Origin of the sequence: Quadrisphaera sp. DSM 44207 (genome assembly GCF_900101335.1) — a bacterium.
Classification (GTDB): domain Bacteria; phylum Actinomycetota; class Actinomycetes; order Actinomycetales; family Quadrisphaeraceae; genus DSM-44207.
The window spans coordinates 90,781-114,288 of the sequence record NZ_FNKA01000003.1 but is presented as its reverse complement, the minus strand read 5'-3'; the positions used below and the strand labels follow the sequence as shown (position 1 = coordinate 114,288).

The following is a 23,508-nucleotide window of genomic DNA, read 5'->3' as shown; positions in this document are numbered from 1 at the left end:
CCGGCGCGCAGCGGCTGCCCGCCGCCGGGTCAGGCGAGCGGCACCACCGTGCCGTCCAGCACGCAGAACTCGTTGCCCTCCGGGTCGGCCAGCACCACCCACGTCACCTCGCCCGCGTCGAGCGGCGCCTGGCCGACGTCGGCGCGGCGCGCGCCGAGGGCGACCAGCCGCTCGACCTCCTCGTCGCGGCTGCGGTCGGTGGCCGTCAGGTCCAGGTGCAGGCGGTTCTTGACCCTCTTGCCCTCCGGCACCGCGATCAGCCCGATGGTGGGCATCGCCGGGCGCGCCGGCTCCGGGGGCACGAGCTCGACGTAGCCCTCCTCCTGCGAGCCCACCTCGTAGCCGAGGACCGCCGTCCAGAAGCGCGCGAGGGCGTGCGGGTCGGTGCAGTCGATCGCGATCTCGGTGATGCGGTTCGCCATGACGCCAGCATGCTCGCCCGGCCCCGGAGCGCAAGATCACGGCGGGAGGGGGACCGGGGCGCTGCACCCGGGGAGGAGGGGGCCGCCCGTCTCGGCCCGCTAGGGGCAGGCGACCCACTCGTCGGTGCCGTCGGGGAACTCCTGGCGCTTCCAGACCGGCAGCCGCGCCTTGACCTCGTCGACGAGGGCCGCCGCGGCCGCGAAGGCCTCCTGGCGGTGCGCCGCGGAGACCGCCACCGCCAGGGCGACGTCCCCGACGGCGAGGGCGCCGAGGCGGTGGGAGACCGCCACGGCGTCCACCGGGTGGGCGGCGGCCACGTCGGCGGCGACCTCCGCCAGCAGCCGTCCGGCCGTGGGGTGGCCGACGTACTCGATGCCGGTCACGGGGCGCCCGCCGTCGTGGTCGCGCACGACCCCGGCGAAGGTCACCACCGCCCCCGCGGCGGCGTCGTCGACGGCGCGGGCGTGCGCGTCGACGTCCAGGCCGGCGCGGGTGACCTCGGCCAGGACGACGCGGCGCGCCGGGGCGGCCAGGCGGGAGGTGTCGGCGCTCACCGCTCCAGCGTAGGCGCGCCGGCTGCGACGGCGCCGAGCTGGTCGGCGCACTCCACGAGCGGCGTCCCGGCCCGGCGCAGGTACGGCCCGGCGCCGCGGTCCCCGCTCGCGGCGGCAGCGGCGGCCGACCAGTGCTCGCGGCCGAGGAGCACCGGGTGGCCGGGGGCGCCGTCGTAGCCGGCGCGGGCCAGCGCCCGCACGCCGCGCCCGTGCACCTCGTCCCGCACGCGGCGGATGCCCGCGGCGCCCAGCGGGGGCAGGTCCGGCAGGGCCACGAGGACGGCGTCCACCCCCGGCTCGAGCGTCGTCGCGGCGCGCAGCCCGGCCTGCAGCCGCGTGCTCAGCCGAGACGGCCCGTGCTCGAGGACCAGCGCGAGGGCGCTCGCGGGCAGGTCGGCGCGCCGGCCGGGGTCGAGGACGACCAGCACCGGCGCGCACCCGCCGGCCTCCAGGGCGGCGACCCGCTCGGCCACGACCGGCGCGGGCGCGCCGCCGGCGAGCAGCAGCCCGGCCACCCGCGGCGGGTGGGGCTCGGTGTCCGGGCTGGTCTTCGGCGGCTTGTCCTTCTGGCGCACGCGCAGGCCGCTGGCGACCAGCCGGGCGAGCAGCTCGCGGGCGCTGACCGGCTGGGCGCCGGCCGCCACCAGGTCGGGCACGAGCGCGTCGGGGACGTCGTAGTGGTCGGCGTCGAAGCTGCGCGGGGAGACGCGGTTGCGCCGGGCGAAGGCGTGCAGCTCCTCCAGGGAGGTGTCGCTGACCAGGTGCGACCACAGCCGCCCGTGGGCCGGCCAGCGCGGGGGGTCGACGAGCACGGCCACCGCCGCACCCTACGACCCGCGCGCTGCCCGCACCCCGCCCGCGACGAGCGGGCGAGGCAGCACCCAGGCGCCGGTCAGTCGACGCAGAAGGGCGATACCTGCGCGGTGCCGACGACCCCGGGCTCGTAGCGGTCGACGAAGCGCTGCGCCTCCTCGGCGCTGGGGAAGTAGAGGGCGGCTCCCGTGTAGCGCTTCGCCGGGTCCAGCTGCAGCGTCGCTTCGGCTCCCTCGTCGCACCCCATCTCCACCGTCGTGGCGTCGTAGCCGACCGAGGCGGCGGCGGCCTCGGCGGCGTCCAGCCGCTCCTGCTCGGTGCCCTCGACGACGACGTCCAGGTAGACGGCCGAGACCCGCTGGCCCGCCGTCGGCGCGACGGTGCCCGGCCAGCCGGCGGCCGGCTCCGAGGTGCCGGGCGCTGCGGTGCCGGGCGCTGCGGGAGCGCTGCTCGTCGCGGCGTCCGGCGGCGCTGTGTCCGGGGCCGTCGGCGCGGGCGGGGTCGCCGGCGAGGAGCCGGCCGGGGACGAGCCGGCCGAGGAGGAGCTGGGCGCCGCGGACGGCTCCTGCGCCGGTGCGGGCTCCGGGGACCCGCACCCCGCGCCGAGCAGGGCTCCCGCGACCAGCGGCACCAGCACCCGCCTGCGCCACCCCCGCCGCCCGGCCTCCCCCGCCGCCCCCGCCACTGCCACCACTGCCGTCACCCGCCGTCCTCCTCGACCGCCGCCCGCCGCGCCGCGGGCGCACCCGCGAGCCAACCGCGAGCGCACGTCCCGGCACAAGGGCCCGCACGCGCCGAGGGCGGCACCCCCTGCTGGGGGTGCCGCCCTCGGACGTGCAGCGGTGGTGCTCAGGCGGTGCGGGCGGGACTCAGAAGTCCATGCCGCCCATGCCGCCGTCGGCGCCGGCGCCGGCCGCCGCCGGGGTCTTCTCCGGCTTGTCGGCGATGACGGCCTCGGTGGTGAGGAACAGGCCCGCGATGGACGCCGCGTTCTGCAGCGCCGAGCGGGTCACCTTGGCCGGGTCGATGATGCCGGTGGAGACCATGTCGACGTACTCGCCCGTGGCGGCGTTGAGGCCGTGACCCGTCTCCAGGTTGCGGACCTTCTCCGCCACGACGCCGCCCTCGAGGCCGGCGTTGACGGCGATCTGCTTGAGCGGCGCCTCGATGGCGACCTTGACGATGTTCGCGCCGGTCGCCTCGTCGGCGTTCAGCTGCAGGTCGTTGAAGGCCTTGGAGCCGGCCTGGATCAGCGCCACGCCACCGCCGGGGACGATGCCCTCCTCGACGGCCGCCTTCGCGTTGCGCACGGCGTCCTCGATGCGGTGCTTGCGCTCCTTCAGCTCCACCTCGGTGGCGGCGCCGGCCTTGATGACGGCCACGCCGCCGGCCAGCTTCGCCAGGCGCTCCTGCAGCTTCTCGCGGTCGTAGTCGGAGTCGGACCGCTCGATCTCGGTGCGGATCTGGTTGACCCGGCCGGCGATCTGGTCCGCGTCGCCCGCGCCCTCGACGATGGTGGTCTCGTCCTTGGTGACGACGACCTTGCGGGCGCGGCCCAGCAGGTCCAGGTCGGCGGTGTCGAGCTTGAGCCCGACCTCCTCGGAGATGACCTGGCCGCCGGTGAGGATCGCGATGTCCTGCAGCATCGCCTTGCGGCGGTCGCCGAAGCCCGGGGCCTTGACGGCCACGGAGCGGAAGATGCCGCGGATCTTGTTCACGACCAGGGTGGCCAGGGCCTCACCCTCGACGTCCTCGGCGATGATCGCCAGCGGGCGGCCGGACTGCGTGACCTTCTCCAGCAGCGGCAGCAGGTCGCGGATGTTGGAGATCTTGGAGTTGACGACGAGGACGTACGGGTCCTCGAGGACGGCCTCCATGCGCTCCGGGTCGGTGACGAAGTAGGGCGAGATGTAGCCCTTGTCGAAGCGCATGCCCTCGGTGAGCTCCAGCTCCAGGCCGAAGGTGTTGCTCTCCTCGACCGTGATCACGCCCTCCTTGCCGACCTTGTCCATCGCCTCGGCGATGAGGTCGCCGATCTGGGCGTCGGCGGCGGAGATGGAGGCGGTCGCCGCGATCTGCTCGCGGGTCTCGACCTCGACGGCGTTCTCGAGCAGCTGGGCGGAGACGGCCTCGACGGCCTTCTCGATGCCGCGCTTGAGGGCCATCGGGTTGGCGCCGGCGGCCACGTTGCGCAGGCCCTCGCGGACCATCGCCTGGGCCAGCACGGTCGCGGTGGTGGTGCCGTCGCCCGCGACGTCGTCCGTCTTCTTGGCGACCTCCTTGACGAGCTCGGCCCCGATCTTCTCGTACGGGTCCTCGAGGTCGATCTCCTTGGCGATGCTCACACCGTCGTTGGTGATGGTGGGAGCGCCCCACTTCTTCTCGAGGACGACGTTGCGCCCCCTGGGGCCGAGGGTGACCTTGACGGCGTCGGCGAGGGTGTTCATGCCCCGCTCGAGACCGCGCCGGGCCTCCTCGTTGAACGCGATGCTCTTGGACATCTGCTGGGTCCTCCCGGAACGGGTGGCGGTACGGCCGGCCGGTGCCCGCGACGGACGCCGTCGCCGCGCCCGGTCACGTCCCGGGACGGCAGCGGCTCACCAGTGCGGCCGGGGAGCGGGGCTCCCGGGTCTGGTTGGCACTCTGTGCTGTCGAGTGCCAACCACATGACTAGCACTCTCCACCCCCGAGTGCAAACCCCCCAGCGCGTCCCGGCCCCGGACGACGGACGGCGCCGCCCCCGTCGCGGGGAGCGGCGCCGTGCGGTGGTGCGGGCGTCGTGCAGGGCGTGGTGCTGCGCCTGGTGCCAGGCGTGGCGCCGAGCGGCCCGGTGCGCTCTCAGGCGAGGCGGACCGACTCCGCCTGCGGCCCCTTCTGGCCCTGACCGACCTCGAACTCCACGGCCTGGCCCTCCTCGAGGGAGCGGTAGCCGTCCATCTGGATGGCGGACCAGTGGACGAAGACGTCCGGCCCGCCCTCGACGGTGATGAAGCCGTAGCCCTTCTCAGCGTTGAACCACTTGACGGTCCCCTGAGCCATGTCCTGCTCCTGTGCTCCTGCGAATCGTCGGACCGGGCCGATCGCCCGCTCCGGGTCTGGAGTTCGCGTGGGCCCGCGTGGACCTCGTGCGGTCCCCCGTGCAGGTGGTGCAGGAGAGGACGTGCTCACACCGAACTGGTCGACCGCGCGCCAGGGTAGCGAACAGCGCCCCGCGAGCGCGAGGTCCTGATCAGCGGCTGTGGAGGGCTCGGCGCGGCCGTGAGCGGCCGCGACGCCGTCGGGTGGAGGGCCGGGGGCTCAGCCCGCCCAGTCCTGGCCGAGCACCACCGTGACGGCGCCCTCCTCGGCGTCCGGCTCCAGCTCCGCGCGGGCGCCCAGGCTCTGCGCCACGGCGGCCGCGGTGGGCTGCAGGTCGGGGTCGGGGTAGGAGACGGTGGTCGCCCGGCCGTCGCCGGTGCGGTCGTTGCCGGTGCTGGCGACGGTCCAGCCCTCGTCCTGCAGCGCGGCCGCCGCCCGAGCCGCCAGGCCCTTGGTGCGCGTGCCGTTGAGCACGACGACGGGCACCGACGCGTCCGGCTCCGCCGCCGTCCCCTCCGCCGGCTCCCCGGCGCCTTCGGCGTCGTCCGCGGGCTCCTCGTCGGCGTCCTCGGCGTCCTCGGCGTCCTCGGCGTCCTCGGCGGGCTCCTCGGCGGCCTCGTCCGCGACCGCCGCCTCCTCGGCCGGCTCCTGCGCGGGCGCCACGGCCGGGTCCGCGGTCGCCACCCCGTCGGCGGCGTCCGCCGCCATGGCGTCGGCGGCGTCCACCGGGACCGCGGTGGTGGATCCGGCGGCGAGGGCGGGGGCCTCCGTCGAGGGGCCGCCCAGGACGGCGCCCGCCACCGCGGCCGACGCCGTCACCACCACGGCCACCAGCCCCAGCGGCAGGACGACCCGCAGCCGGGAGGGGCGGGCGCGGTGCGCACCCCGGCGTCCTCCCGGCGGCAGCACGACGTCGTCGAACTCGTCGTGGGGGTGAGCCTCGGTCACGCTCCGCGACGGTACGCGCCTCAGCGCGACCGGAGCGGGATTTCGGCCGATCCGGCCCGCGTGTCGCGCAGCCGGCGCAGTCGCTGCACGAGCACGGGGTCGGCGGCCAGCGCCGCCGGGTCGTCCAGGAGGGCGTTGAGCACCTGGTGGTAGCGCGTCGCGGACAGGTCGAAGGCGTCGCGCACCGCCTGCTCCTTGGCCGCCCGCGAGCGCCAGCGGCGGCGCTCGAAGGCGAGGACCGCCGCGTCCCGCTGCGACAGCCCCGCCGCCGCCTCGCTGTCCACGGGCCCGAGCGTAGGGGGCGCCCGGACGCCGGCGGCCCCTACGCTCGGGCGGTGGCCGAGGACACGGCGCCCCTGGCGCTCGACCGCCTGCACCCCAGCTGGGCGCGGGCCCTGGAGCCGGTGGCCGGCGAGCTGTCGGCCCTGGAGCAGCGGCTGGCGGCCGAGCGGGCCCGCGGGGAGCAGGTGCTGCCGGCCCCCGACGCCGTGCTGCGCGCCTTCTCGACCCCGCTGGACGCCGTGCGCGTCCTCGTGCTCGGGCAGGACCCCTACCCCACGCCGGGGCACGCCGTCGGGCTCGCGTTCTCCGTGGCCCCCCACGTGCGGCCGCTGCCGCCGACCCTGCGCAACCTCCTGCGCGAGCTCGTCGCGGACACCGGCGTGCCCGCTCCCGGCACGGGCGACCTCTCCCCGTGGGCGCAGCGCGGGGTGCTGCTGCTCAACCGCGTCCTCACCGTGCGCGCCGGCGCGTCGGGCTCCCACCGCCGCATCGGCTGGGAGCGGGTGACCGACCAGGCCGTGCGCACGCTCGCCGCGCGCGGCGGCCCGCTCGTCTCCGTGCTGTGGGGCCGGGACGCGCAGACGGTGCTGCCGCTCCTGGCCGGGACGGCGGTCGTCCTCGGCGTCCACCCCTCGCCGCTGTCGGCCTCGCGGGGCTTCACCGGCTCCCGGCCCTTCTCCGCGGTCGACGCCGCGCTGGCCGCCCAGGGCGCCCCGCCGGTGGACTGGTCGCTGCCCTGACCCACCGCTGCGGCAGGGGACCGCGGCGGGGCTGCGGCGCCGGGCCGTACGGTGCTGGCGTGCACCCGGGACCCGAGGGCGCCTCCCGCTGGCGCCGCTACGTCGCGATCGGGGACTCCTTCACCGAGGGGCTGCTCGACGAGGACCCCGCCCGGCCGGGCGGCTACCGCGGCTGGGCCGACCGCCTGGCCGAGCACCTCGACGGCGCCGCGCGCCGCGCCGGCGCTCCTCCGCTGGAGTACGCCAACCTCGCCGTGCGGGGCCGGCTGCTGGGCGCTGTGCTGGAGCAGCAGCTGCCGGCGGCGCTGGCCGCCCGACCGGACCTCGTCAGCCTCAGCGGCGGCGGCAACGACCTGCTGCGGCCGCGGGCGGACGTCGACGCGCTCGCCGCCGCCGTCGAGGACGCCGTCCAGCGCCTGCGCGCGGCCGGCGCCGACGTCCTGCTCATCACGGGCGTGGATCCCCGCGACGCACCGGTGGTGCGCCTGACCCGCGGCCGCGTGGCGGCCTACAACCTGCACCTGTGGGCGATCGCGCGCCGCCACGGCGCGGCGGTGCTCGACCTGTGGGGCATGCGGGCCCTGTACGACTGGCGCATGTGGGCGCCCGACCGCATCCACCTCAGCGCCGAGGGGCACCGCCGGGTCGGGCTGCTCGCGGCGGCCACGCTGCTGGGCGCCACCGGTGCCGCCGAGGCCGAGTGGGCGCGGCCGCTGGCCCCGGAGCCCGGGCGGCCGCGGTGGCGCCGCTCCGTCGACGACGCCCGCTGGGCGCGCGAGCACCTGGTGCCGTGGGTGCGGCGGCGGGCGACCGGGCGCTCCAGCGGGGACGCCGTGACGGCCAAGCGCCCGCGCCCCGCCCCGCTCGGGCCGTCCGGCGGCTGAGCCGCGGGCTCGCCCGGCGGCTGAGCGGGTCGCCGGGCGGCGGGTCGCCGGGCGGCGGGGCGCCCGCGGCGGGCTGCGGCGTCAGTGGCCGTGAGCCGGCTGCTGCGGCGCGGGCTGGGTGGGGTGCGACGGGGAGTGCGCGCCGTGCGAGGCGCGCCCGCCGGCCTCCGTCGCGGCGAGGGCGGGCGTGGCCGCGGCGGAGACGGCGAAGCCGGCCGCGGCGAGCGCGGCCACCTGCGCCCAGCGCCCGCAGGGCCGGGAAGGCCGGTCGGCCGCGCGGGTGGAGGCGAGCGCGAGCACGGCGGCCGCGGCGCTCATCGCAGCGGCCAGCGCGGCGGGCAGGTCGCGGGGCACGAGCGCGAGGGCGGGCACCGCGGCGGAGGTCAGCCAGCCCGCCGCGGCGAGCAGCGGCACCGCGACGGCGGTGCGCGGTGCGGGCACGCGCCGGGCGGCCAGGGCGGCCAGCGCCCACCCGAGCTGCCAGGCGGCCAGGGCCGTCAGGGCGCCGCCGTGCAGGGCCAGGCCGTCGCGCACGGCGGGGCCGGCGACCGCGACGGCGACGAGCGACGCCCCGAGCGACGCGACGGCGGCGGCGCAGCGGGCGAGCCCGGCGCGGTCGAGGCCGCGGACGACGTCCGCGGCCTCGACCGGCGTCCCCACCGCGAGGGGGGCGGGAGCGCTCACCTCAGGCGTTGACGCCGCGGCGAGCGGTCTTGTCGGCGCCGAGCGCCACGGCCAGCAGGATGATCGCGGTGCCGAGGTGCAGCACGTTGTCGGCGCCGTTGAGCCCGAGGATGTTCACCGGGTTGGTGTCGCTGGCGATGAACAGCCCGAGGATGCCGAGCAGCAGGTACACCACGCCGACGGCGAGGTTGGCGGAGCGGGCGCCGGCGAGCGTGCGCGAACCCAGGACCAGCACCAGGCCGATCAGCAGGTGGGCGATGTTGTGCAGGGGGTTGACCTCGAAGCCGAGGAGGGAGTCGCCGTCGCTGGAGGCGAAGCCGACGTCGGCGGTCACGAAGAAGCCGAGGAGGCCGATCAGCAGGTAGATGGCGCCGAAGACGAGCGCCACCGTCTGGTTGACCCCGCGGCCTGCGCGGGTGGTGGGCGTGGACATGGGGTCCTCCTGTTCGCGGCCCGCCGGAGGATCGGTGGGCACCGCAGCAGGTCTACCCCGCGGCGCGGGCGCCCATGCTCTCCGCGGGGCCCGCGGGGCCCGTGATCACCCGGCAGGCCGAACGCCGGGCGCGTCGCCCGGGGACGGACCGGGACGAACCCGGCGCGCCGGTGCGACGCGCCGGGCGCGACGCACCAGCAGCGCTGCGACACCCGCGAAGTCCCTCCGCGGGCTCACCTCGTCTGCGAGCATCGCGGCATGCACACCGAGCACCGGCACCGGGGCCACGCACCCGCCGCCGGCGCTCCCCAGGACGTCCCCGACCGCGCCGTCCACCTGCTGGCCCTCGCCCAGGAGCACGCCGACCAGGTGCGCGCGGCCGCCGAGGCGGACGCCGCCGACCTGCGCCGCGCCACCGCCTCCGAGCTCGCTTCGACGCGCTCCGCCGCCGAGGCCGAGGCCGCCGCGCTGCTGCGCGAGGCGTCCGGCGCGGCGGCCTCGGCGCGCGCGCAGGCGCGCGAGGACGTCGAGGCCCTGCGCTCGGCGGCGGAGGCCCACGTGCAGGACCTGCGGCGGCGGGCGTCGGCGGAGGCCGCGAACCAGCTGGACGGCGCGCAGGCGCGGGCCGCGGCGCTGCGCGAGGAGGCCGGGCGGCTGCGCGGTGAGCTGACGGGGCTGCGCGAGGCCGTGGAGCGGATGCGCGGGGAGCACGAGGAGGTCTCCTCGCGCAGCGGCGCCCTGCGCGCGCGCACCGACGCCCTCGTGGCGGAGGCGCGCGCCGAGGCGCACCAGCTCGTCGAGGACGCCGCCGAGCAGGCCGCGCTCGTCGCCCGGGCAGCCGGGCGCACGGCCGAGGAGCTGGTGACCCAGGCCCGCGCGGAGGCCGAGGAGGTGCGCGGCGGGGCGTCCGAGGTGCTGGTGCGCGCCCGCCGGCAGGCCGAGCGGGTCCTCGTCAGCGCGCGCGCCGAGGCCGACCAGGTGCTGGCGGCCGCGCGCGAGGAGAGCGCCCGGGAGCGCTCCGAGGCCGACGCGGAGGCCGAGGCGGTGCGCGAGACCGCCCAGCTGGAGGCGCAGCGGGCGACGTCCGAGGCGTACGTCGACGCGGAGCGCGTCATGGCGGCGGCGTCGACGGACGCCGCCGCGGCCCGCCGGGAGGCCGCGGCCCAGCTCGAGCGCGCCCGCGCCGAGGCGGTGCGCGAGCGCGAGGCCGCGCGCGCCTCCGCCGAGCGGGTGCGCGAGGAGGCCCGCGCGCTGGCCGAGGCGGAGCTGGCCGAGGCCGCCGAGCAGCTGGCCTGGGCGCGCAGCGCCGTCGACGCGCTGCTGGCCACCGCCCGCGAGGAGGCGCGCCTGGCGACCGGCCGCGCCCACGCCGAGGCCGCCGCGGTCGTCCACCGCGTGCGGGTGCGCCTGCAGTCGCTGATGGGCTCGGCGAGCGAGCGCGTGCGCACCCGCCTGGCCGGCGCCGAGGAGCGCACCGCGGCCGCGTTCGAGCAGGCGGACGCCGCGCTGGGCGCCGCCCGCGAGGAGCGCGCCGCCCTGCTGGCGAGCGCGGCGCAGGAGTGCGAGCAGCTGCGGCTGACCGCCGAGGCCGCCGCCGCCGAGCGCGAGCAGCGCGCCGACCGCCGCACGGAGGAGGCGCAGCACGGCGCCCGCTCGCTGCGCGAGCGCGTGGCCGAGGAGGTCGCGCGGGGCCAGCGCGAGGCCCAGGAGGTGCGGCGCACCGCGCGGGCCGAGGCCGTGCAGCTGGTCGTGGACGCCCGCTCGGAGGCCGACCAGGTGCGCGAGCAGGCGCGCCGGGTCCTGGCCGAGGCCCGCGCGGAGGTCGAGGCGCTGGCCCGCCGCCGCGAGCAGATCGCGACCGAGCTGGGCCAGCTCTCCGGCGTCATCGACGCGCTCGCGGTGCCCGAGGGCGGCGCGGCGAGGGCCCGGACGGCGGGCGCGGGCGGCGCGGCGGGGGCGGGCGGCGCGGCGAGCGCGCCGGCGAGCACGGGGCAGACGAGGGACCGGACCGGAGACGAGGCACCATGAGCCAGACCCCCACCTTCCGCACGGTGCTGCGCGGCTACGAGCCCGGGCAGGTCGACCAGCGGATGACCGAGCTGGTGCTGGGCCTGCACGCCAGCCAGGACCGCGCGGAGGAGCTCAGCCGCGAGCTCGAGGCCGCGGTGCGGCGGCTCGCGGCCGAGCAGCAGTCCCACGCGGAGGCCCTGCGGCGCGCGAGCGAGGAGGCCCGCGCCGCCGGGATGGCGGAGGGCCTGGCCGCGGGAGCGGCGGAGGGCCGCGCCGCCGCGGGGGCGAAGCGCCGTCCCTCCGCGTTCGCCGAGCTCGGCGAGCGGATCGCGGACATCCTCACCCTCGCCGAGGAGGAGGCCGCGCAGATGCGCGGCCGCGCGGAGGCGGACGCGCAGACCTCGCGCCGCGAGGCCGAGGCGGCGGCCCAGGAGGTGCGGGCGGAGGCGGAGCGCTACGACGCGACGATCCGCAGCGACGCCGGCACGGAGGTCCAGCGCCTGACCACCGAGGCGCTGCGCCGCGCGGACGACGTCCTCGACGCCGCGGAGCGCGACGCGAAGGCGCGCCGCGAGGAGGCCGAGGCGCTGTGGGAGGGCCAGCGGGCCAAGGCGGCGCAGGCGGCGGCCGACTTCGAGATGACTCTGGCGGACCGGCGCGAGCGGGCCGAGGAGGACTTCCGGGTGCGCACGGCGGCGGCCGAGGAGCAGCTGGCCGCCGTCGAGCGGGCGGCCGCGCAGGCGCGCGCCCTCTCCGAGCGCGAGGTGATCGAGGCGGCCGCCCGGGCCCGGCGGATCCTCGAGGAGGCCCAGCACGAGGCGTCGCAGCTGATCGGCGAGGCGCGGGAGCGCGCCGACCGGATCCGGGCCGAGTCCGAGCGGGAGCTGTCCGCCGCGGCGCAGCGCCGGGACAGCATCAACGCGCAGCTGACGAACGTGCGGCAGATGCTCGCGACGCTGTCCGGGTCGGCCCCCCTGATCGGCACGGACGCCGCGGCACCGGCGGCACCGGCCTCCGTGCCGGTCCAGCGCGCCGAGCCGGCTCCGCCGTCCGCGCAGCACGCTCCGGCGCCGGCCGCCGCGCCCGTGCACCACGCTCCGGCCGCCGCCCAGCCGCTGCCGATGACGCCGGCCGCCGCACCGATGAGCCCCGCACCGATGAGCCCCGCACCGATGACCCCCGCACCGCCGGCCGCCGCACCGATGGCCGCTGCGCGCCCGGGCCCGGCGCAGACGCCCATGCAGAAGGCCGCGCAGATGGCGGCGCAGGCGGCGGCGCGGATGCCGGCGCCCGCCTCTCTGCCGGCGCCGCTCTCCGCCCCCCTGCCGGTGCACGACCCGCTGCGCGTGGCGCTGCACCCCCCTGCCCCGCTGCACGGCGCAGCACCGGCGCCGGGGCAGGAGCCCGGCGCAGCGGCTCCGGACGCGGATGACGCCGACGTGGACACGCAGCTGATCGAGATCCCCGCCGAGCTGCGCCGGGCCTCCGTGGACGTGCGCGACGCCCGCACGCCCGCCGCGCCCCCGCACTGACCCGGCTCTTGCACCGACCCGGCTCCCGCCGGACGCGAGCGGGCCCGTCCACCGGCTGGGTGGACGGGCCCGCTCGCCGCCGCGCGAGGGCGGCGCGGTCCTCAGGCGGCGTGGGTCGGCGTCCCCGGCGCGGGGAGGCGGTGGTAGGCGCGGGCGTGGTGCACCAGCGGGGCGCGACCGGTGACCCGGGTGTCCTCCACCGCCGCCAGCACGAGCAGGCTGTCCCCGGCCTCGACGAACGCGGTCACCGCGCCGGAGAGCCGGGCCGCGGCGCCCTGCAGCTGCGGCACGCCGGCCTCGTCCCAGCCCCACGCCCCCTCGTCGTCGAAGCGGTGCGCGGCCGGGCCGGCGAACCGGCGGGCGAGGAGCTCCTGGTCGTGCGCCAGCAGGTGCACCGCGCAGCGCCGCGACGCCGTCAGCGCCGGCAGGCTGGACGACGTCCGCGAGACGTTGAAGGAGATGAGCGGAGGGTCCAGGGACACCGAGGCGATCGAGATCGCGGTGAAGCCGACGGGCGTGCCGTCGGGGGCGGTGGTCGTGACGACCCAGGTGCTCGAGGCGACCGTGCGGAAGACCGCGGGCAGGTCGACGACGGACGTGGCGGCGGGGCTCATCTGTCTCCTCCATCGGCCCTGGCGGGAGCACCTGCCCTGCGCGGGCGGTTGCTGCGGCGTCGTCGAGCCAGGTCTCTCGGCCGCTCTGGATGGGTGCTGGGACGGTCGCACCGCCCTCCGGCGCGTGTCAAGCGCAGCACGCGCAGCGACCGCGCGCACCGGCTCGGAGCAGAGGGCGCCCTCCGGCGCCCCGGAGGCGTTTGGCCTGCCAGGACAGGGGTAAAGAAGTGCTCGTGCCACCGGGTGCCCGGACGCTGCGTCCGGGACGATCTCGAGTGGCCGCAGCCACCCGCGGTGGCTACTGTCGATCGACGGCGCAGAGGTGCGATCCACCCTCCGCCGTCCGCGGCGGCCACTGCGGGCAGTCCGGAACGTTCCGCGGCGCACGGGGTACCGACCCCGTGCCGAGAGGAGACACCATGGCAGTTTCGATCAGCGACCCGGCCCAGCTGCGCGGCGCCACCGCGTACGGCTCGGACGGCGACAAGCTCGGCAAGGTCGACGAGGTCTTCCTCGATGACGCGACCGGCCAGCCGGAGTGGGCCGCCGTCAAGACCGGCCTGTTCGGCAGCAACCACTCCCTCGTGCCGCTGGAGCAGGCGACGTTCAGCGGCGACGAGCTGCGCGTGCCCTACACCAAGGAGCAGGTCAAGGCCGCTCCGAACCACGACATCGACCAGGCCCTGACGGTCGACGACGAGGCGGAGCTCTACCGCCACTACGGCCTGGCCTACACCGGCGCGGAGTCCCCGACCGGCACCGGCCAGACCACCGGCTACGCCGACACCGCCGCGACCACGGGCACGGCCGCTGCGGTCGGCACCGGCGGTCGTGGTGACCGCAACGGCGACGGGGTCTACGACGACGTCGAGGGCCGCGCCGTGGGCCGCGACACCTCCGGCCCGGTCACGGACGACGCGATGACCCGCTCGGAGGAGCGGCTGCAGGTGGGCAAGGTGCGCACCGAAGCCGGCCGCGCCCGTCTGCGCAAGTACATCGTCACCGAGAACGTGACGCAGACCGTGCCGGTCACCCACGAGGAGGTCGTGGTCCAGCGCGAGCCGATCACGGACGCCACCATGGGCCGGGCCATGGACGGGCCGGCGCTGTCCGAGGAGGAGCACGAGGTCACCCTCCACGCCGAGCGCGTGGTCGTGGACAAGGACGTCGTGCCGGTCGAGCGCGTGCGCCTCGGCACCCAGCAGGTCACCGAGGAGCAGACGGTCACCGAGCAGGTCCGCAAGGAGCAGATCGAGCTCGAGAAGGACGTCGTCGCGGACCCGAACCTCCGCAACGACCGTCGCTGACACCGCATGAGGGACGGGCGGGGCTCTTCGGCCCCGCCCGTCCCTCATCGCGTCTTCCGTCCTGTCGTGCGAGTGCCCGAGGAGGCGTGATGAGCACCGACGTGAACTCAGGAGCGGTGCCGGAGGAGGCGTCGGTCGTCCGTTCCGTGGAGCAGGCCCACCTGCGCCGCGAGCGGTACCCGGTGGAGACGCTGCGCGTCGTGCGCACGGTCGAGACCGAGATGCGCACCGTGGAGGTCCCCGTCCGGGTCGAGCGGCTGCGCGTCGAGCGCGTGCCCGTGGACGCCGCCGCGGCGGCTCCCGTCATGACGGCCACGGGCCCCGGGCGCGACCTCGAGGTGGTCCTCCGCGAGGAGGTGCCGGTGGTCTCGATGCAGGTGCGCGCCTACGAGCGGGTGCAGGTGAGCGTCCGCGAGGTCGTCGAGCAGCAGGTGATCGACATCGACCTGCGCCAGGAGCAGGTGGCGGTCGAGGTCGACCAGCCCTGAGGTCCTGTGCGGGTCAGGTGGTGTAGTTCAGCTGGCGGCGAGCCCGAGGGCCCGCCGCCAGCTGCTGCTCAGAGGAAGCGGCGACGGCGCCGCGCCGGCGCGGTTCCCCCCACGCGGCGCAGGGCGCGGGAGGTGCGCGACGAGCCGCCGGAGCGCTCGATCCGCGTGGCCAGGCCGCGGGCGAGGCGGCGCGCCAGGGGCAGCACCACCGAGAACAGCACCCACGCGCGGAAACGGGCGGTCAGCAGCACCCACATGCGAGAACTCCTCAGGACGGGGACGACGACCGTCCACCCTGGCACGCGGCAGCAGCACCCGCCAACCGTCACCGCGCGCGCGAGCGCACCGCCGCCTTGGGAGAGGATGGGCGCGTGAGCGACGGTCAGAGCGCAGCAGCGGGCCCCGCCCGGGTGGCCGTGGTGGGCGCAGGACCAGCCGGCATCTTCACGGCCGACGCCCTGGCGAAGGCGCCCGCGCGGGTGAGCGTGGACCTCCTCGAGCGCCTGCCGGCGCCCTTCGGGCTGGTGCGCTACGGCGTCGCCCCCGACCACCCGCGGATCAAGAAGATCATCACCGCCCTGCACAAGCTGCTCGACCGCGGCGACATCCGGCTGCTCAGCAACGTCGAGGTCGGCCGCGACCTGACCGTCGACGACCTGCTCGACCTCTACGACGCGGTCGTGCTCACCACGGGCGCGGACCGCAGTGCCGGGCTCGACGTCCCGGGGGTGGACCTGCCCGGCTCGCACGGCGCCGCCGACTTCGTCGCCTGGTACGGCGGGCACCCCGACGCCCCGCGCGGCTGGCCCCTGGACGCCGAGCGCGTCGCCGTCATCGGGGCGGGCAACGTCGCCCTCGACGTCACGCGCATGCTCGTGCGCCGCGCCGAGGACCTGGCCGCCACCGACATCCCCGACACCGTGGCCGCCGGCCTGGCCGACAGCCGGGTGCGGGAGGTGCACGTCGTCGCCCGCCGGGGGCCGGTGCAGGCGCGCTTCAGCCCCCTGGAGCTGCGCGAGCTCGGCGAGGTGCCGGGCGTGCGCGTCGTCGTCGACCTCGAGGACCTCCAGTTGGACGACGCCTCCCGCCGCGCGGTGGAGGCGGACCACCAGCGGGCGCAGGTGCTCGAGACCCTGCGCGGCTACGCCCACCCGGCGGCCGAGGAGGCCAGCCCCGAGCAGGCCGGCGAGCAGGCCGGCGAGGGCCCGCAGCGCACGGTGCACCTGCACTTCCTGCACCGGCCGGTGCGCCTGCTCGGCGAGGACCGCGTGCGCGGCCTGCAGACGGAGCGGATGCAGCTGGTCGGGAACGGCACGGTCACCGGCACGGGCCGCCTGCACGAGCTCGCCGTCGACGCGGTGTACCGGGCGGTCGGCTACGTCAGCTCCCCGCTGCCCGGCGTCCCGTTCGACGAGGACGCCGGCGTCGTGCCGCACGACGCCGGGCGCGTGCGCGGCGAGGACGGGCGGCCGGTGCCGGGCGTCTACGTCAGCGGGTGGGTCAAGCGCGGCCCGGTGGGGCTGATCGGGCACACGCGCTCCGACGCCGCCGAGACGGCCGCCTCCCTGCTCGAGGACCTCCCCTCCCTGCCGCGCGCGCCGCACCGCGACCCGCAGGACGTGACGGCGCTGCTGCGCGAGCGCGGGGCACGGGCCGTGGAGTGGTCGGGCTGGCTGCTCGTCGACACCTACGAGCGGGAGCTCGGCGCGGCGGCCGGGCGCGAGCGCACGAAGGTCGTCGACCGCGAGGACATGCTGCGCGCCGCCCTCGGGGAGGCGAGCGGGGCCTCCTGACACCCCTTCCCCCGCGTGATCATGCAGCTCCGGTGTGCCGGAACTGCATGATCACGCGGGGAGGGGGACGGGAGGGTGAGGTCAGCGGTCCACGCCCGGGGCGGCGCCCGTCATGATCGCCACGGCATCGGACATGGTGTGCGACTGCGGCGTGACCACCGCGGCGCGGCGCCCCAGCCGCTGGATGTGGATGCGGTCGGCCACCTCGAACACGTGCGGCATGTTGTGGCTGATGAGGATGACCGGCAGCCCGGCGGCCCGCAGCTCCTTGATCGTGCGCAGCACCTGCCCGGACTCCTTGACGCCCAGGGCGGCCGTGGGCTCGTCCAGGAGGACGACCTTGCTGCCGAACGCCGCCGCCCGGGCCACCGCGACCGCCTGCCGCTGGCCGCCGGAGAGGGTCTCCACCGTCTGCGACATGTTCTGGATCGTCGCGATGCCCAGGGCGCGGACCTTCTCCTCGGCGGAGGCGCGCATGCCGCGCTGGTCCAGCATCCGCAGCACCGACCCGGCGAAGCCCTTCCGGCGCACCTCGCGGCCGAGGAACATGTTGCTCGTGATGTCGAGGGCCGGGGCGACGGCGAGGGTCTGGTAGACGGTCTCGATGCCGGCGTCGCGGGCGTCCTGCGGGCGCCGGAAGTGCACCGGCTTCCCGTCGAGGTAGAGCTGCCCGCTGTCGGGCACGTACGCGCCCGTCAGGCACTTGATCAGCGTCGACTTGCCGGCGCCGTTGTCGCCGATGATCGCCAGGACCTCCCCGGCGCGGACCTCGAGGTCCACGTCGTCCAGGCCGACGACGCGGCCGAAGGTCTTCACGAGGCCCTCGGCGCGCAGCACGGGCTCTCCGCCGCCGGCCGGGGCCGCGGCGGTGCTGCCGGCGGCGCCGGGGGTGGGAACGGTGCTCGTCGCGGTGCCGGGGGCACCGTCCGCGGGGTGGCTCATGCCTTGACCTTCCGGATCCACTGGTCGATGGAGACGGCGGCGATGACGAGGACGCCGACGACGAGGGTCTGGTACAGGACGTCGACGCCCGCCAGCGCGAGGCCGTTGCGGAAGACGCCCACGGTGATCGCCCCGAGCAGCGTGCCGATGAGGCTGCCCCGGCCGCCGAACAGGCTCGTGCCGCCGATGACGACGGCCGTGATGCTGTCGAGGTTGGCCTCGACGCCGGCGTTGGGGCTGGCGCCGCCGATGCGGCCGATGAGCACCCACGTCGTGAGGGCGAAGATCAGGCCCGCGACGGTGTAGACGCTCAGGAGGACGCGGTTGACGCGGATGCCGGCCAGGCGGGAGGCGTCCGCGTCGTCGCCGACGGCGTAGACGTGGCGGCCCCACGCGGTCTGGCGCAGCGCGAACCCGACGACGAGGTAGAGCGCGAGGACGAGCAGGACGCCGGTGGTCACCCGGAACGGGCCGATCGGGAACGTCTGGCCCGTGAAGGTCAGGAGCGGGCCGAGCACGTCGCCGTCGATGCTCAGGCCCCCGCTGATGAGCAGGGACAGGGCCGTGAAGATGTTCAGGGTGCCGAGGGTGACGATGAACGGCGGCAGGTTGATGCGCGTGACGAGCATGCCGTTGAGGAACCCGGCGGCGGTGCCGACGAGGAGGCCGACGAGCAGCGCGAGCCAGCCGGGGAACCCCCGCTCGGAGACCACGTGCCCGACGACGACGGTGGACAGGATCATGATCGCCCCGACCGACAGGTCGATGCCCGCGGTGAGGATGATCAGGGTCTGCCCCACGGCGAGGGCGGCCACGACCGCCACCTGCTGCAGGACGAGCGAGAGGTTCTGCGGCTGCAGAAAGCGCTCGTTGACCAGGCCGAAGACGACGACGGCGGCGAGCAGGACCAGCGCGGGGCTCAGCTCGGGCCGGCGGTGCAGCACGTGCTGCACGCGCTGCAGCGGCGAGCGGCGCCGCTGCTCGAACGTCTCGGCGGCGGTGTGCGGGGGCGGTGCGGTGGTGGTGGTCATGCGTGCCTCTCCTTCGGGGCGCTGGCCCCGGGTGCGGCCGGCGAGCGGCCGCACCCGGGGGAGGGCCGGTCAGCCCCAGCAGATCTCGCTGGCCTCGTCGGTGGTGATGCTCTCGAGGCCCTCCGCCGGCGTGTCCGTGACGAGCGCGACGCCGGTGTTGAGGAAGTCGAGGCCCTCGCTCACCTGCGGCTCGGTGCCGTTGCGCACGTACTCGGCGACGGCCGAGACGCCCTGGCGCGCCATCTCCACCGGGTACTGCTGGGCGGTGGCGCCGATGGTGCCCTCGGCGACCTGCTGGACGCCGGCGCAGCCGCCGTCGACCGAGACGATGATCGCCTCCTGCTCGCGCCCGGCGGCCTGCAGCGCGGCGTAGGCGCCGGCGGCCGCCGGCTCGTTGATCGTGTAGACCACGTTGATCTCGGGGTTGCGCGACAGGCAGTTCTCCATCGCGGTGCGCCCGCCGTCCTCGGCACCCGTGGTCGGCTCGTTGCACACGATCTCGTACTCGCCGCCGTCGTAGCTGCCGGTCGCGGCCTCGTCGCCGTTGGCCTGGGGGTCGGCGACGTCGATGCCCATGCCCTCCAGGAAGCCCTGGTCGCGGTTGTAGTCGACCGAGACGACCTTGTCGTTGAACAGGTCGAGCAGCGCGATGGTGGCCTTCTGCCCGCCCAGCTGCGACTTCGCCCACTCGCCGATGACCCGCCCGGCCTCGCGGTTGTCCGTCGCGATGGTGAGGTCGACGGTCTCCGGCGGGTCCGGCGGGGTGTCCAGGGCCATGACGTACAGGCCGGCCTCGCGGGCCCGCTCGAGGGCGGAGTTGACGCCGGGGCCGTTGGGGGTGATGAGGATGCCCTGCTGGCCCGAGGAGATCGCGTTCTCGATCGCCTGCACCTGCGTCGCCTCGTCGCCGTCCTCGCGGCCGGCGGCGGTGGTCAGGTCGACGCCGAGCTCGTCGGCCTCCTCCTGCGCGCCCTCCTGCATGGCGACGAAGAAGGGGTTCGTCTGGGTCTTGGTGATGAGCGAGACGGCGACGGGCGCGTCCTCGCCGCCGCCGCCGCTGCCGCTGCCGGTGTCGCCGCCGCAGGCGGACAGGCCGAGCGTCGCCGCGGCGACCAGGGAGAGCAGGGGTGCAGCGCCTCGCCGGGAGCCAAGGGGGTGGGTCATCTCACGACCTTCCGGATGGGGCACCAGTGCCCGCTCGACAACGTTGTCGGGGCCTGTATATCGGCCGGGTGGGGCACCGTCAACGGGGTGCGGGGTCACGAACGGGTCACGGGCCCGGCACGGCGGGCACGATCTCGCCGCTGCCGCGCGGCACCAGGCGCGTGGGCACCACGTGCGTCGTCGGGGTCCACGCCTCCCCCTCCAGGCGGCGGAAGACGAGCGCGGCGGCGAGCGCGCCGATGCCCGCCGGGTCCTGCGCGACCACGGTGGTGCGCGGCTGCAGCAGGTCGGCGCCGGGGAAGTCGTCCAGGCCCACGAGCGCGACGCGGTGCTGCAGCCCCAGGCCCTGCAGGGCGCGCACGGCGCCCAGGGTGACGAGGTTCTGGCTCGTGAACAGCGCGGTCGGCGGCGCCGAGGTCGACAGCAGGCGCGCCACGGCCGCGGCCGCCTGGTCCGCGGTGCGCAGGTCCTGGACCACCAGGCGCTCGTCGACGGGCAGGCCGAGCCCGAGGTGGGCCCGGCGGTAGCCCTCCAGGCGCTGGCGGGCCGTCGAGATCGCGCGGTCGTCGCCGAGGTGGCCGATGCGGCGGTGGCCCGCGGCGGCCAGGTGGCGCACGGCCGTCGCCGCCGCGAGCTCGTTGTCCGAGAGGACGACGTCGGCCAGCAGGCCGCGCGGCGGGCGGTCCACGAAGACCACGGGGGTGCCCGCGCGCACGTCGGGGTACAGGTGGCTCTGGTCCTGCCCGGCGGGGACGACGACCAGGGCGTCGACCCGCCGCGCGGTGAAGGCCCGCACCAGCTCCCGCTCGCGCTCCGGCTGCCCGTCCACGCTCGCGGCGAAGACGAGGGTGCCGCGCGAGCGGGCGACGTCCTCGACGGCCCGGTGCACCGAGGCCGAGAACGGGTTCGCGAGGTCCTCGAGCAGGGCGGCGATGGTCGAGGTCTTCCCGCCCCGGCGGCGCAGGTTGCTCGCGCCGAGGTTGGGCCGGTAGTCGAGCTGGGCGATGGCCCGCTCGACGGCCGAGGACATCTCGCTCGAGACGCCCTCCTCGCCGTTGACGACGCGCGAGACCGTCTTCAGGCTCACGCCGGCCAGGGCCGCCACCTCGCGCATGGTCGGGCGGGCGCGAGGCGGCGGGCCCGGCGGCACGGCCGTGGTACCAGGCATCCGCGTCGATGCTCCCCCGAGTCCGGTGCGGGCCGGTGGGCCCCGGGGCGCCCTCGCCCCCGCGAGCGCCGATCCTCCGCAGGCGTGGCAACGTTGTCAAGGGTCACGTCGTCGGCCGCTGCCCGCCGGGCGGCAGGGCGGGCCGCTGCCCGCCCTGCCGCCGCTGCCGCCGCTGCCGCCGCCGGGCGGTCAGCCGCGGCGCGCGGCCAGGACCGCCGAGAGCACCTCCCCCGGGCGCGGCACGCGCGAGGCCACGGCGGTCAGGGCGCTGTGGCGCAGCACGGGCCCCGAGTAGCTGCCCCGCGCCTGCCCGAGGCCCGGCATGGGGGCGTCGACGTTGTCGCGCCCGTCGTCGGGGCGGTCGGCCACCTGCGTCCCGACGCCGATGCGGCGCACCGAGAGCAGGGCGTCCGTGAGCGCGGGCGAGAGCCGCTGGCCGAGGACGAACCCGATCGCGGACCCGCCGACGGGCACCTCGCGGCGCGGGTGCGCGGCCGCCCGCACGATCGCCCGGGCCACCACCTCGGGGGCGTAGACCGGCGGCGGGGGCTTCGGCATGGCGCCGAGCTTGCTGCGCGCGTGCTCGAAGAAGGGCGTGTCGATGGACGCCGGGAGGATGGTGGTGACAGCGACGGGCGCGCCCTCCTGGGCGAGCTCCATGCGCAGGGTGTCGTAGAGGGCGCGCAGGGCCCACTTGCTCGCGGTGTACGGCCCGTGCAGCGGCACGGCCCGCACGCCCTCCACGGAGGAGACGCCGATGACGACGCCTCCGCCCGCGCGCCGCAGCGCCGGCAGCGCGGCGTGGATCCCGTGCACGTGCCCGAGCACGTTCACGTGCAGGACGCGGGCGAACTCCTCGTCGGTGATGTCCTCCAGGCGCCCGAAGACGGCGACCGCCGCGTTGTTCACCCACGTGTCGATGCGCCCGAAGTGCTCCTCCGCCCGCGCGGCGAGGGCCCGGACGGCGGCCGGGTCGGCGACGTCCGTGGGCACCGCGATCGCGCGCCCGCCCGCGGCGGTGATCTTCGCGACCAGGCTGTCGAGGTTCGCGGCGGTGCGCGCGGCGCAGACCACCCGCGCGCCCTTGCGCGCCAGGGCGAGCGCGGTGGCCCGCCCGATGCCGCTCGACGCCCCCACGACGACGACCACCTGCTCGCCGACCGGCCGGAGGCCCTTCGTGACCGTGCTGCTCGTCCCCATGGCTCCGCCCTACCCCGCGGGCGCCCTCCCTCACCCGGGACCGGGCGCGGACGGCTGCTGGTGCGTGAGCGCGGCGGTGCTCACCCGCTTGTCCTCGTTCCAGGTGCGGATCGCCGTCCAGGCCACGGCCGCGACCGGAACCGACAGCAGCGCGCCGATGATCCCGGCCAGGATCGTGCCGGCGGCCAGCGCGAGGAGGATCGCCAGCGGGTGCAGCGAGAGCACCCGCCCGAAGACGATGGGCGAGAGCACGTCCCCCTCGAGCTGGTTCACCGCGATGACGACGCCGGCGACGATCAGCGCCACGACCGGCCCGTTGGCGACCAGGGCGACGAGGACGGCGAGCGCCCCGGCCAGCGTGGCGCCGACGATGGGGATGAACGCGCCGAGGAAGACGACGATCGCCAGCGGCAGGGCCAGCGGCACCCGCAGCACCGCGAGGGCGACGCCGATGATCAGCGCGTCGACGAGCGCGACGATCGCGGTGCCCCGCACGTAGCCGCCCAGCACGACGACGGAGCGCTCCCCCACGTGCTCCAGGCGGCGCTTGCGGTTGCCCGAGGCGCCGCGGAGCAGGAACTGCCAGATCCCGCGGCCGTCCTTGAGGAGGAAGAACAGGATCACCAGGCCGAGGGAGACGCCGGCGACGACCTCGGCCGCCACCGAGGCGCCGGCCAGCGCCCCGCTGCGCACCTGCTCGCCCTGCAGGACCTCCAGCACCGAGGCGCGCGCCTGCTCCAGCTGCGCGGGGTCGATCGGCAGCGGCCCGGAGGTGACGAACCGCTCCAGCTCGGCGAGGCCCTGGGTCGCGCGTGCGGCCAGCTCGGGGGCCTGGTCGCGCACGCCGGCGACGACGAACCAGCCGACGAGGGCCAGCAGGCCCAGGCCGAGCAGCAGGGCGATCCACGCCGCGAGCAGGCGGGGCACGCGGCGGCGCACCAGCCAGTCCACCAGCGGGCTGATGGCCGCGGCGAGCAGCACGGCGATCAGGACGGGCACGATCACCAGCCGCAGGCGGGTGAGCACGTAGCCGGCGAGGACGGCGACCCCGACGACGAGGAGGACCTGCCCGCAGCGCACGGCGGTGCGGCCGAACCCGTCGGACCACGGCGACGCCGGCGGCGGGGCGAGCGTGGGCGGCTCGACGACCTCGCCCGTGCCGTCGGCGCCCTCGAGCGGCTCCTCGGGGCGGGCGGCGCGCTCGCGCAGCTCCCGCTCCGACGGCCCTGCGTCGCCGGGTGCGCCACCGCGCGCGCCGCCGGGTGCGCCGTCGGCCGGGTGCGCCCCGGCGCCGGCCCGCGAGGCGCCCCTGTCCCTGCTGGTCCCCCTCATGCGGGCACAGGGTGCCCGACCCGGGCCCGACCCGCGCCCCGAGGAGCGCGTCCGGTCGGAGCGGGCGGGGCGGGCGGGGCGGGCGGGG

The 23,508-nt window shown here is 77.0% G+C and carries 25 protein-coding genes, 1 pseudogene and 1 riboswitch; of the genes and pseudogenes, 7 read left to right on the top strand and 19 right to left on the bottom strand.

Going from position 1 to position 23,508, the window contains the following annotated elements; genetic code table 11:
• Positions 1-29: 29 nt before the first annotated feature.
• The 9 genes and pseudogenes from BLS82_RS10950 to BLS82_RS10915 form a co-directional block, all read right to left on the bottom strand.
• Positions 30-422, bottom strand: coding sequence for a VOC family protein (locus tag BLS82_RS10950; RefSeq protein WP_092865646.1), 393 nt, complete (start codon positions 420-422; stop codon positions 30-32).
• A gap of 99 nt (positions 423-521) precedes the next feature.
• Entirely contained in the window at positions 522-977 is a 456-nt protein-coding gene (locus BLS82_RS10945) for a molybdenum cofactor biosynthesis protein MoaE (protein WP_092865643.1), read from the bottom strand.
• Positions 974-1,552 (bottom strand): nucleotidyltransferase family protein, encoded by a 579-nt coding sequence (locus BLS82_RS15360; protein WP_369811086.1) that lies wholly within the window; start codon positions 1,550-1,552, stop codon positions 974-976. The genes BLS82_RS10945 and BLS82_RS15360 overlap by 4 nt, the downstream gene beginning before the upstream one ends.
• Positions 1,535-1,795: pseudogene (locus BLS82_RS16800) on the bottom strand (DUF4031 domain-containing protein); the annotation flags it as partial. The gene BLS82_RS15360 and the pseudogene BLS82_RS16800, both read right to left, overlap by 18 nt.
• 74 nt (positions 1,796-1,869) lie before the next feature.
• Positions 1,870-2,493, bottom strand: a complete 624-nt coding sequence (locus BLS82_RS10935) for a hypothetical protein (protein WP_143028821.1) — start codon at positions 2,491-2,493, stop codon at positions 1,870-1,872.
• A 166-nt stretch (positions 2,494-2,659) separates the two neighbouring features.
• Complete coding sequence (gene groL / locus BLS82_RS10930) at positions 2,660-4,291, bottom strand: chaperonin GroEL (RefSeq protein WP_092865637.1); 1,632 nt, start codon at positions 4,289-4,291, stop codon at positions 2,660-2,662.
• 337 nt (positions 4,292-4,628) lie between these two features.
• Positions 4,629-4,829: a cold-shock protein gene (locus BLS82_RS10925; protein ID WP_092865634.1), complete on the bottom strand. Its 201-nt coding sequence runs from the start codon at positions 4,827-4,829 to the stop codon at positions 4,629-4,631.
• Positions 4,830-5,087: 258 nt separating this feature from the next.
• Positions 5,088-5,816: a LytR C-terminal domain-containing protein gene (locus BLS82_RS10920; protein ID WP_092865631.1), complete on the bottom strand. Its 729-nt coding sequence runs from the start codon at positions 5,814-5,816 to the stop codon at positions 5,088-5,090.
• Between the two features lie 20 nt (positions 5,817-5,836).
• A complete protein-coding gene (locus BLS82_RS10915) occupies positions 5,837-6,100 on the bottom strand; it encodes a DUF3263 domain-containing protein (protein ID WP_218123836.1) in 264 nt (87 codons plus the stop codon).
• A 51-nt stretch (positions 6,101-6,151) separates the two neighbouring features.
• Between BLS82_RS10915 and BLS82_RS10910 the strand changes: the two genes are divergently transcribed.
• Both BLS82_RS10910 and BLS82_RS10905 read left to right on the top strand, forming a co-directional pair.
• The gene (locus BLS82_RS10910; RefSeq protein WP_176819057.1) at positions 6,152-6,838 is read left to right on the top strand and encodes a uracil-DNA glycosylase; all 687 of its coding nucleotides are present in this window, start codon (positions 6,152-6,154) and stop codon (positions 6,836-6,838) included.
• A gap of 59 nt (positions 6,839-6,897) precedes the next feature.
• Complete coding sequence (locus tag BLS82_RS10905) at positions 6,898-7,722, top strand: SGNH/GDSL hydrolase family protein (protein ID WP_092865626.1); 825 nt, start codon at positions 6,898-6,900, stop codon at positions 7,720-7,722.
• Positions 7,723-7,803: 81 nt separating this feature from the next.
• Here the strand turns inward: BLS82_RS10905 and BLS82_RS10900 are convergent, their stop codons facing one another.
• Positions 7,804-8,406, bottom strand: a complete 603-nt coding sequence (locus BLS82_RS10900) for a hypothetical protein (protein WP_143028820.1) — start codon at positions 8,404-8,406, stop codon at positions 7,804-7,806.
• Between the two features lies 1 nt (position 8,407).
• Positions 8,408-8,839 (bottom strand): DUF4383 domain-containing protein, encoded by a 432-nt coding sequence (locus tag BLS82_RS10895; protein ID WP_092865620.1) that lies wholly within the window; start codon positions 8,837-8,839, stop codon positions 8,408-8,410.
• A gap of 258 nt (positions 8,840-9,097) precedes the next feature.
• Between BLS82_RS10895 and BLS82_RS10890 the strand changes: the two genes are divergently transcribed.
• Positions 9,098-10,867 carry a coiled-coil domain-containing protein gene (locus tag BLS82_RS10890; RefSeq protein WP_092865617.1) on the top strand — a complete coding sequence of 590 codons (1,770 nt, stop codon included), beginning with the start codon at positions 9,098-9,100 and terminating at the stop codon, positions 10,865-10,867.
• Positions 10,864-12,381 (top strand): coiled-coil domain-containing protein, encoded by a 1,518-nt coding sequence (locus BLS82_RS10885; protein WP_092865614.1) that lies wholly within the window; start codon positions 10,864-10,866, stop codon positions 12,379-12,381. Before BLS82_RS10890 ends, BLS82_RS10885 begins: the two co-directional genes overlap by 4 nt.
• Positions 12,382-12,482: 101 nt before the next feature.
• Here the strand turns inward: BLS82_RS10885 and BLS82_RS10880 are convergent, their stop codons facing one another.
• Positions 12,483-12,995 carry a flavin reductase family protein gene (locus tag BLS82_RS10880; RefSeq protein WP_092865611.1) on the bottom strand — a complete coding sequence of 171 codons (513 nt, stop codon included), beginning with the start codon at positions 12,993-12,995 and terminating at the stop codon, positions 12,483-12,485.
• Between the two features lie 6 nt (positions 12,996-13,001).
• Positions 13,002-13,091: riboswitch (SAM riboswitch) on the bottom strand.
• Between the two features lie 323 nt (positions 13,092-13,414).
• Between BLS82_RS10880 and BLS82_RS10875 the strand changes: the two genes are divergently transcribed.
• Both BLS82_RS10875 and BLS82_RS10870 read left to right on the top strand, forming a co-directional pair.
• Positions 13,415-14,302 carry a DUF2382 domain-containing protein gene (locus BLS82_RS10875; RefSeq protein ID WP_092865608.1) on the top strand — a complete coding sequence of 296 codons (888 nt, stop codon included), beginning with the start codon at positions 13,415-13,417 and terminating at the stop codon, positions 14,300-14,302.
• 89 nt (positions 14,303-14,391) lie between these two features.
• Positions 14,392-14,790: a DUF2382 domain-containing protein gene (locus tag BLS82_RS10870; protein WP_092865606.1), complete on the top strand. Its 399-nt coding sequence runs from the start codon at positions 14,392-14,394 to the stop codon at positions 14,788-14,790.
• 68 nt (positions 14,791-14,858) lie between these two features.
• Here BLS82_RS10870 and BLS82_RS10865 read toward each other — a convergent pair whose 3' ends face one another.
• Positions 14,859-15,047, bottom strand: coding sequence for a hypothetical protein (locus BLS82_RS10865; protein ID WP_092865603.1), 189 nt, complete (start codon positions 15,045-15,047; stop codon positions 14,859-14,861).
• A gap of 114 nt (positions 15,048-15,161) precedes the next feature.
• Between BLS82_RS10865 and BLS82_RS10860 the strand changes: the two genes are divergently transcribed.
• Positions 15,162-16,583, top strand: coding sequence for an FAD-dependent oxidoreductase (locus tag BLS82_RS10860; protein WP_218123835.1), 1,422 nt, complete (start codon positions 15,162-15,164; stop codon positions 16,581-16,583).
• 81 nt (positions 16,584-16,664) lie between these two features.
• Here the strand turns inward: BLS82_RS10860 and BLS82_RS10855 are convergent, their stop codons facing one another.
• From BLS82_RS10855 to BLS82_RS10830, 6 genes are all read right to left on the bottom strand, one after another.
• Positions 16,665-17,525, bottom strand: coding sequence for an ATP-binding cassette domain-containing protein (locus BLS82_RS10855; protein WP_092865600.1), 861 nt, complete (start codon positions 17,523-17,525; stop codon positions 16,665-16,667).
• Positions 17,522-18,556, bottom strand: coding sequence for an ABC transporter permease (locus BLS82_RS10850; protein ID WP_092865597.1), 1,035 nt, complete (start codon positions 18,554-18,556; stop codon positions 17,522-17,524). Before BLS82_RS10850 ends, BLS82_RS10855 begins: the two co-directional genes overlap by 4 nt.
• A gap of 69 nt (positions 18,557-18,625) precedes the next feature.
• Positions 18,626-19,720, bottom strand: a complete 1,095-nt coding sequence (locus tag BLS82_RS10845) for a substrate-binding domain-containing protein (RefSeq protein ID WP_092865595.1) — start codon at positions 19,718-19,720, stop codon at positions 18,626-18,628.
• A gap of 106 nt (positions 19,721-19,826) precedes the next feature.
• Entirely contained in the window at positions 19,827-20,888 is a 1,062-nt protein-coding gene (locus BLS82_RS10840; protein ID WP_092865592.1) for a LacI family DNA-binding transcriptional regulator, read from the bottom strand.
• A gap of 189 nt (positions 20,889-21,077) precedes the next feature.
• Positions 21,078-22,088 carry an SDR family oxidoreductase gene (locus tag BLS82_RS10835; RefSeq protein ID WP_092865589.1) on the bottom strand — a complete coding sequence of 337 codons (1,011 nt, stop codon included), beginning with the start codon at positions 22,086-22,088 and terminating at the stop codon, positions 21,078-21,080.
• 30 nt (positions 22,089-22,118) lie between these two features.
• Positions 22,119-23,420 carry an AI-2E family transporter gene (locus BLS82_RS10830; protein WP_092865586.1) on the bottom strand — a complete coding sequence of 434 codons (1,302 nt, stop codon included), beginning with the start codon at positions 23,418-23,420 and terminating at the stop codon, positions 22,119-22,121.
• Positions 23,421-23,508 lie beyond the last annotated feature (88 nt).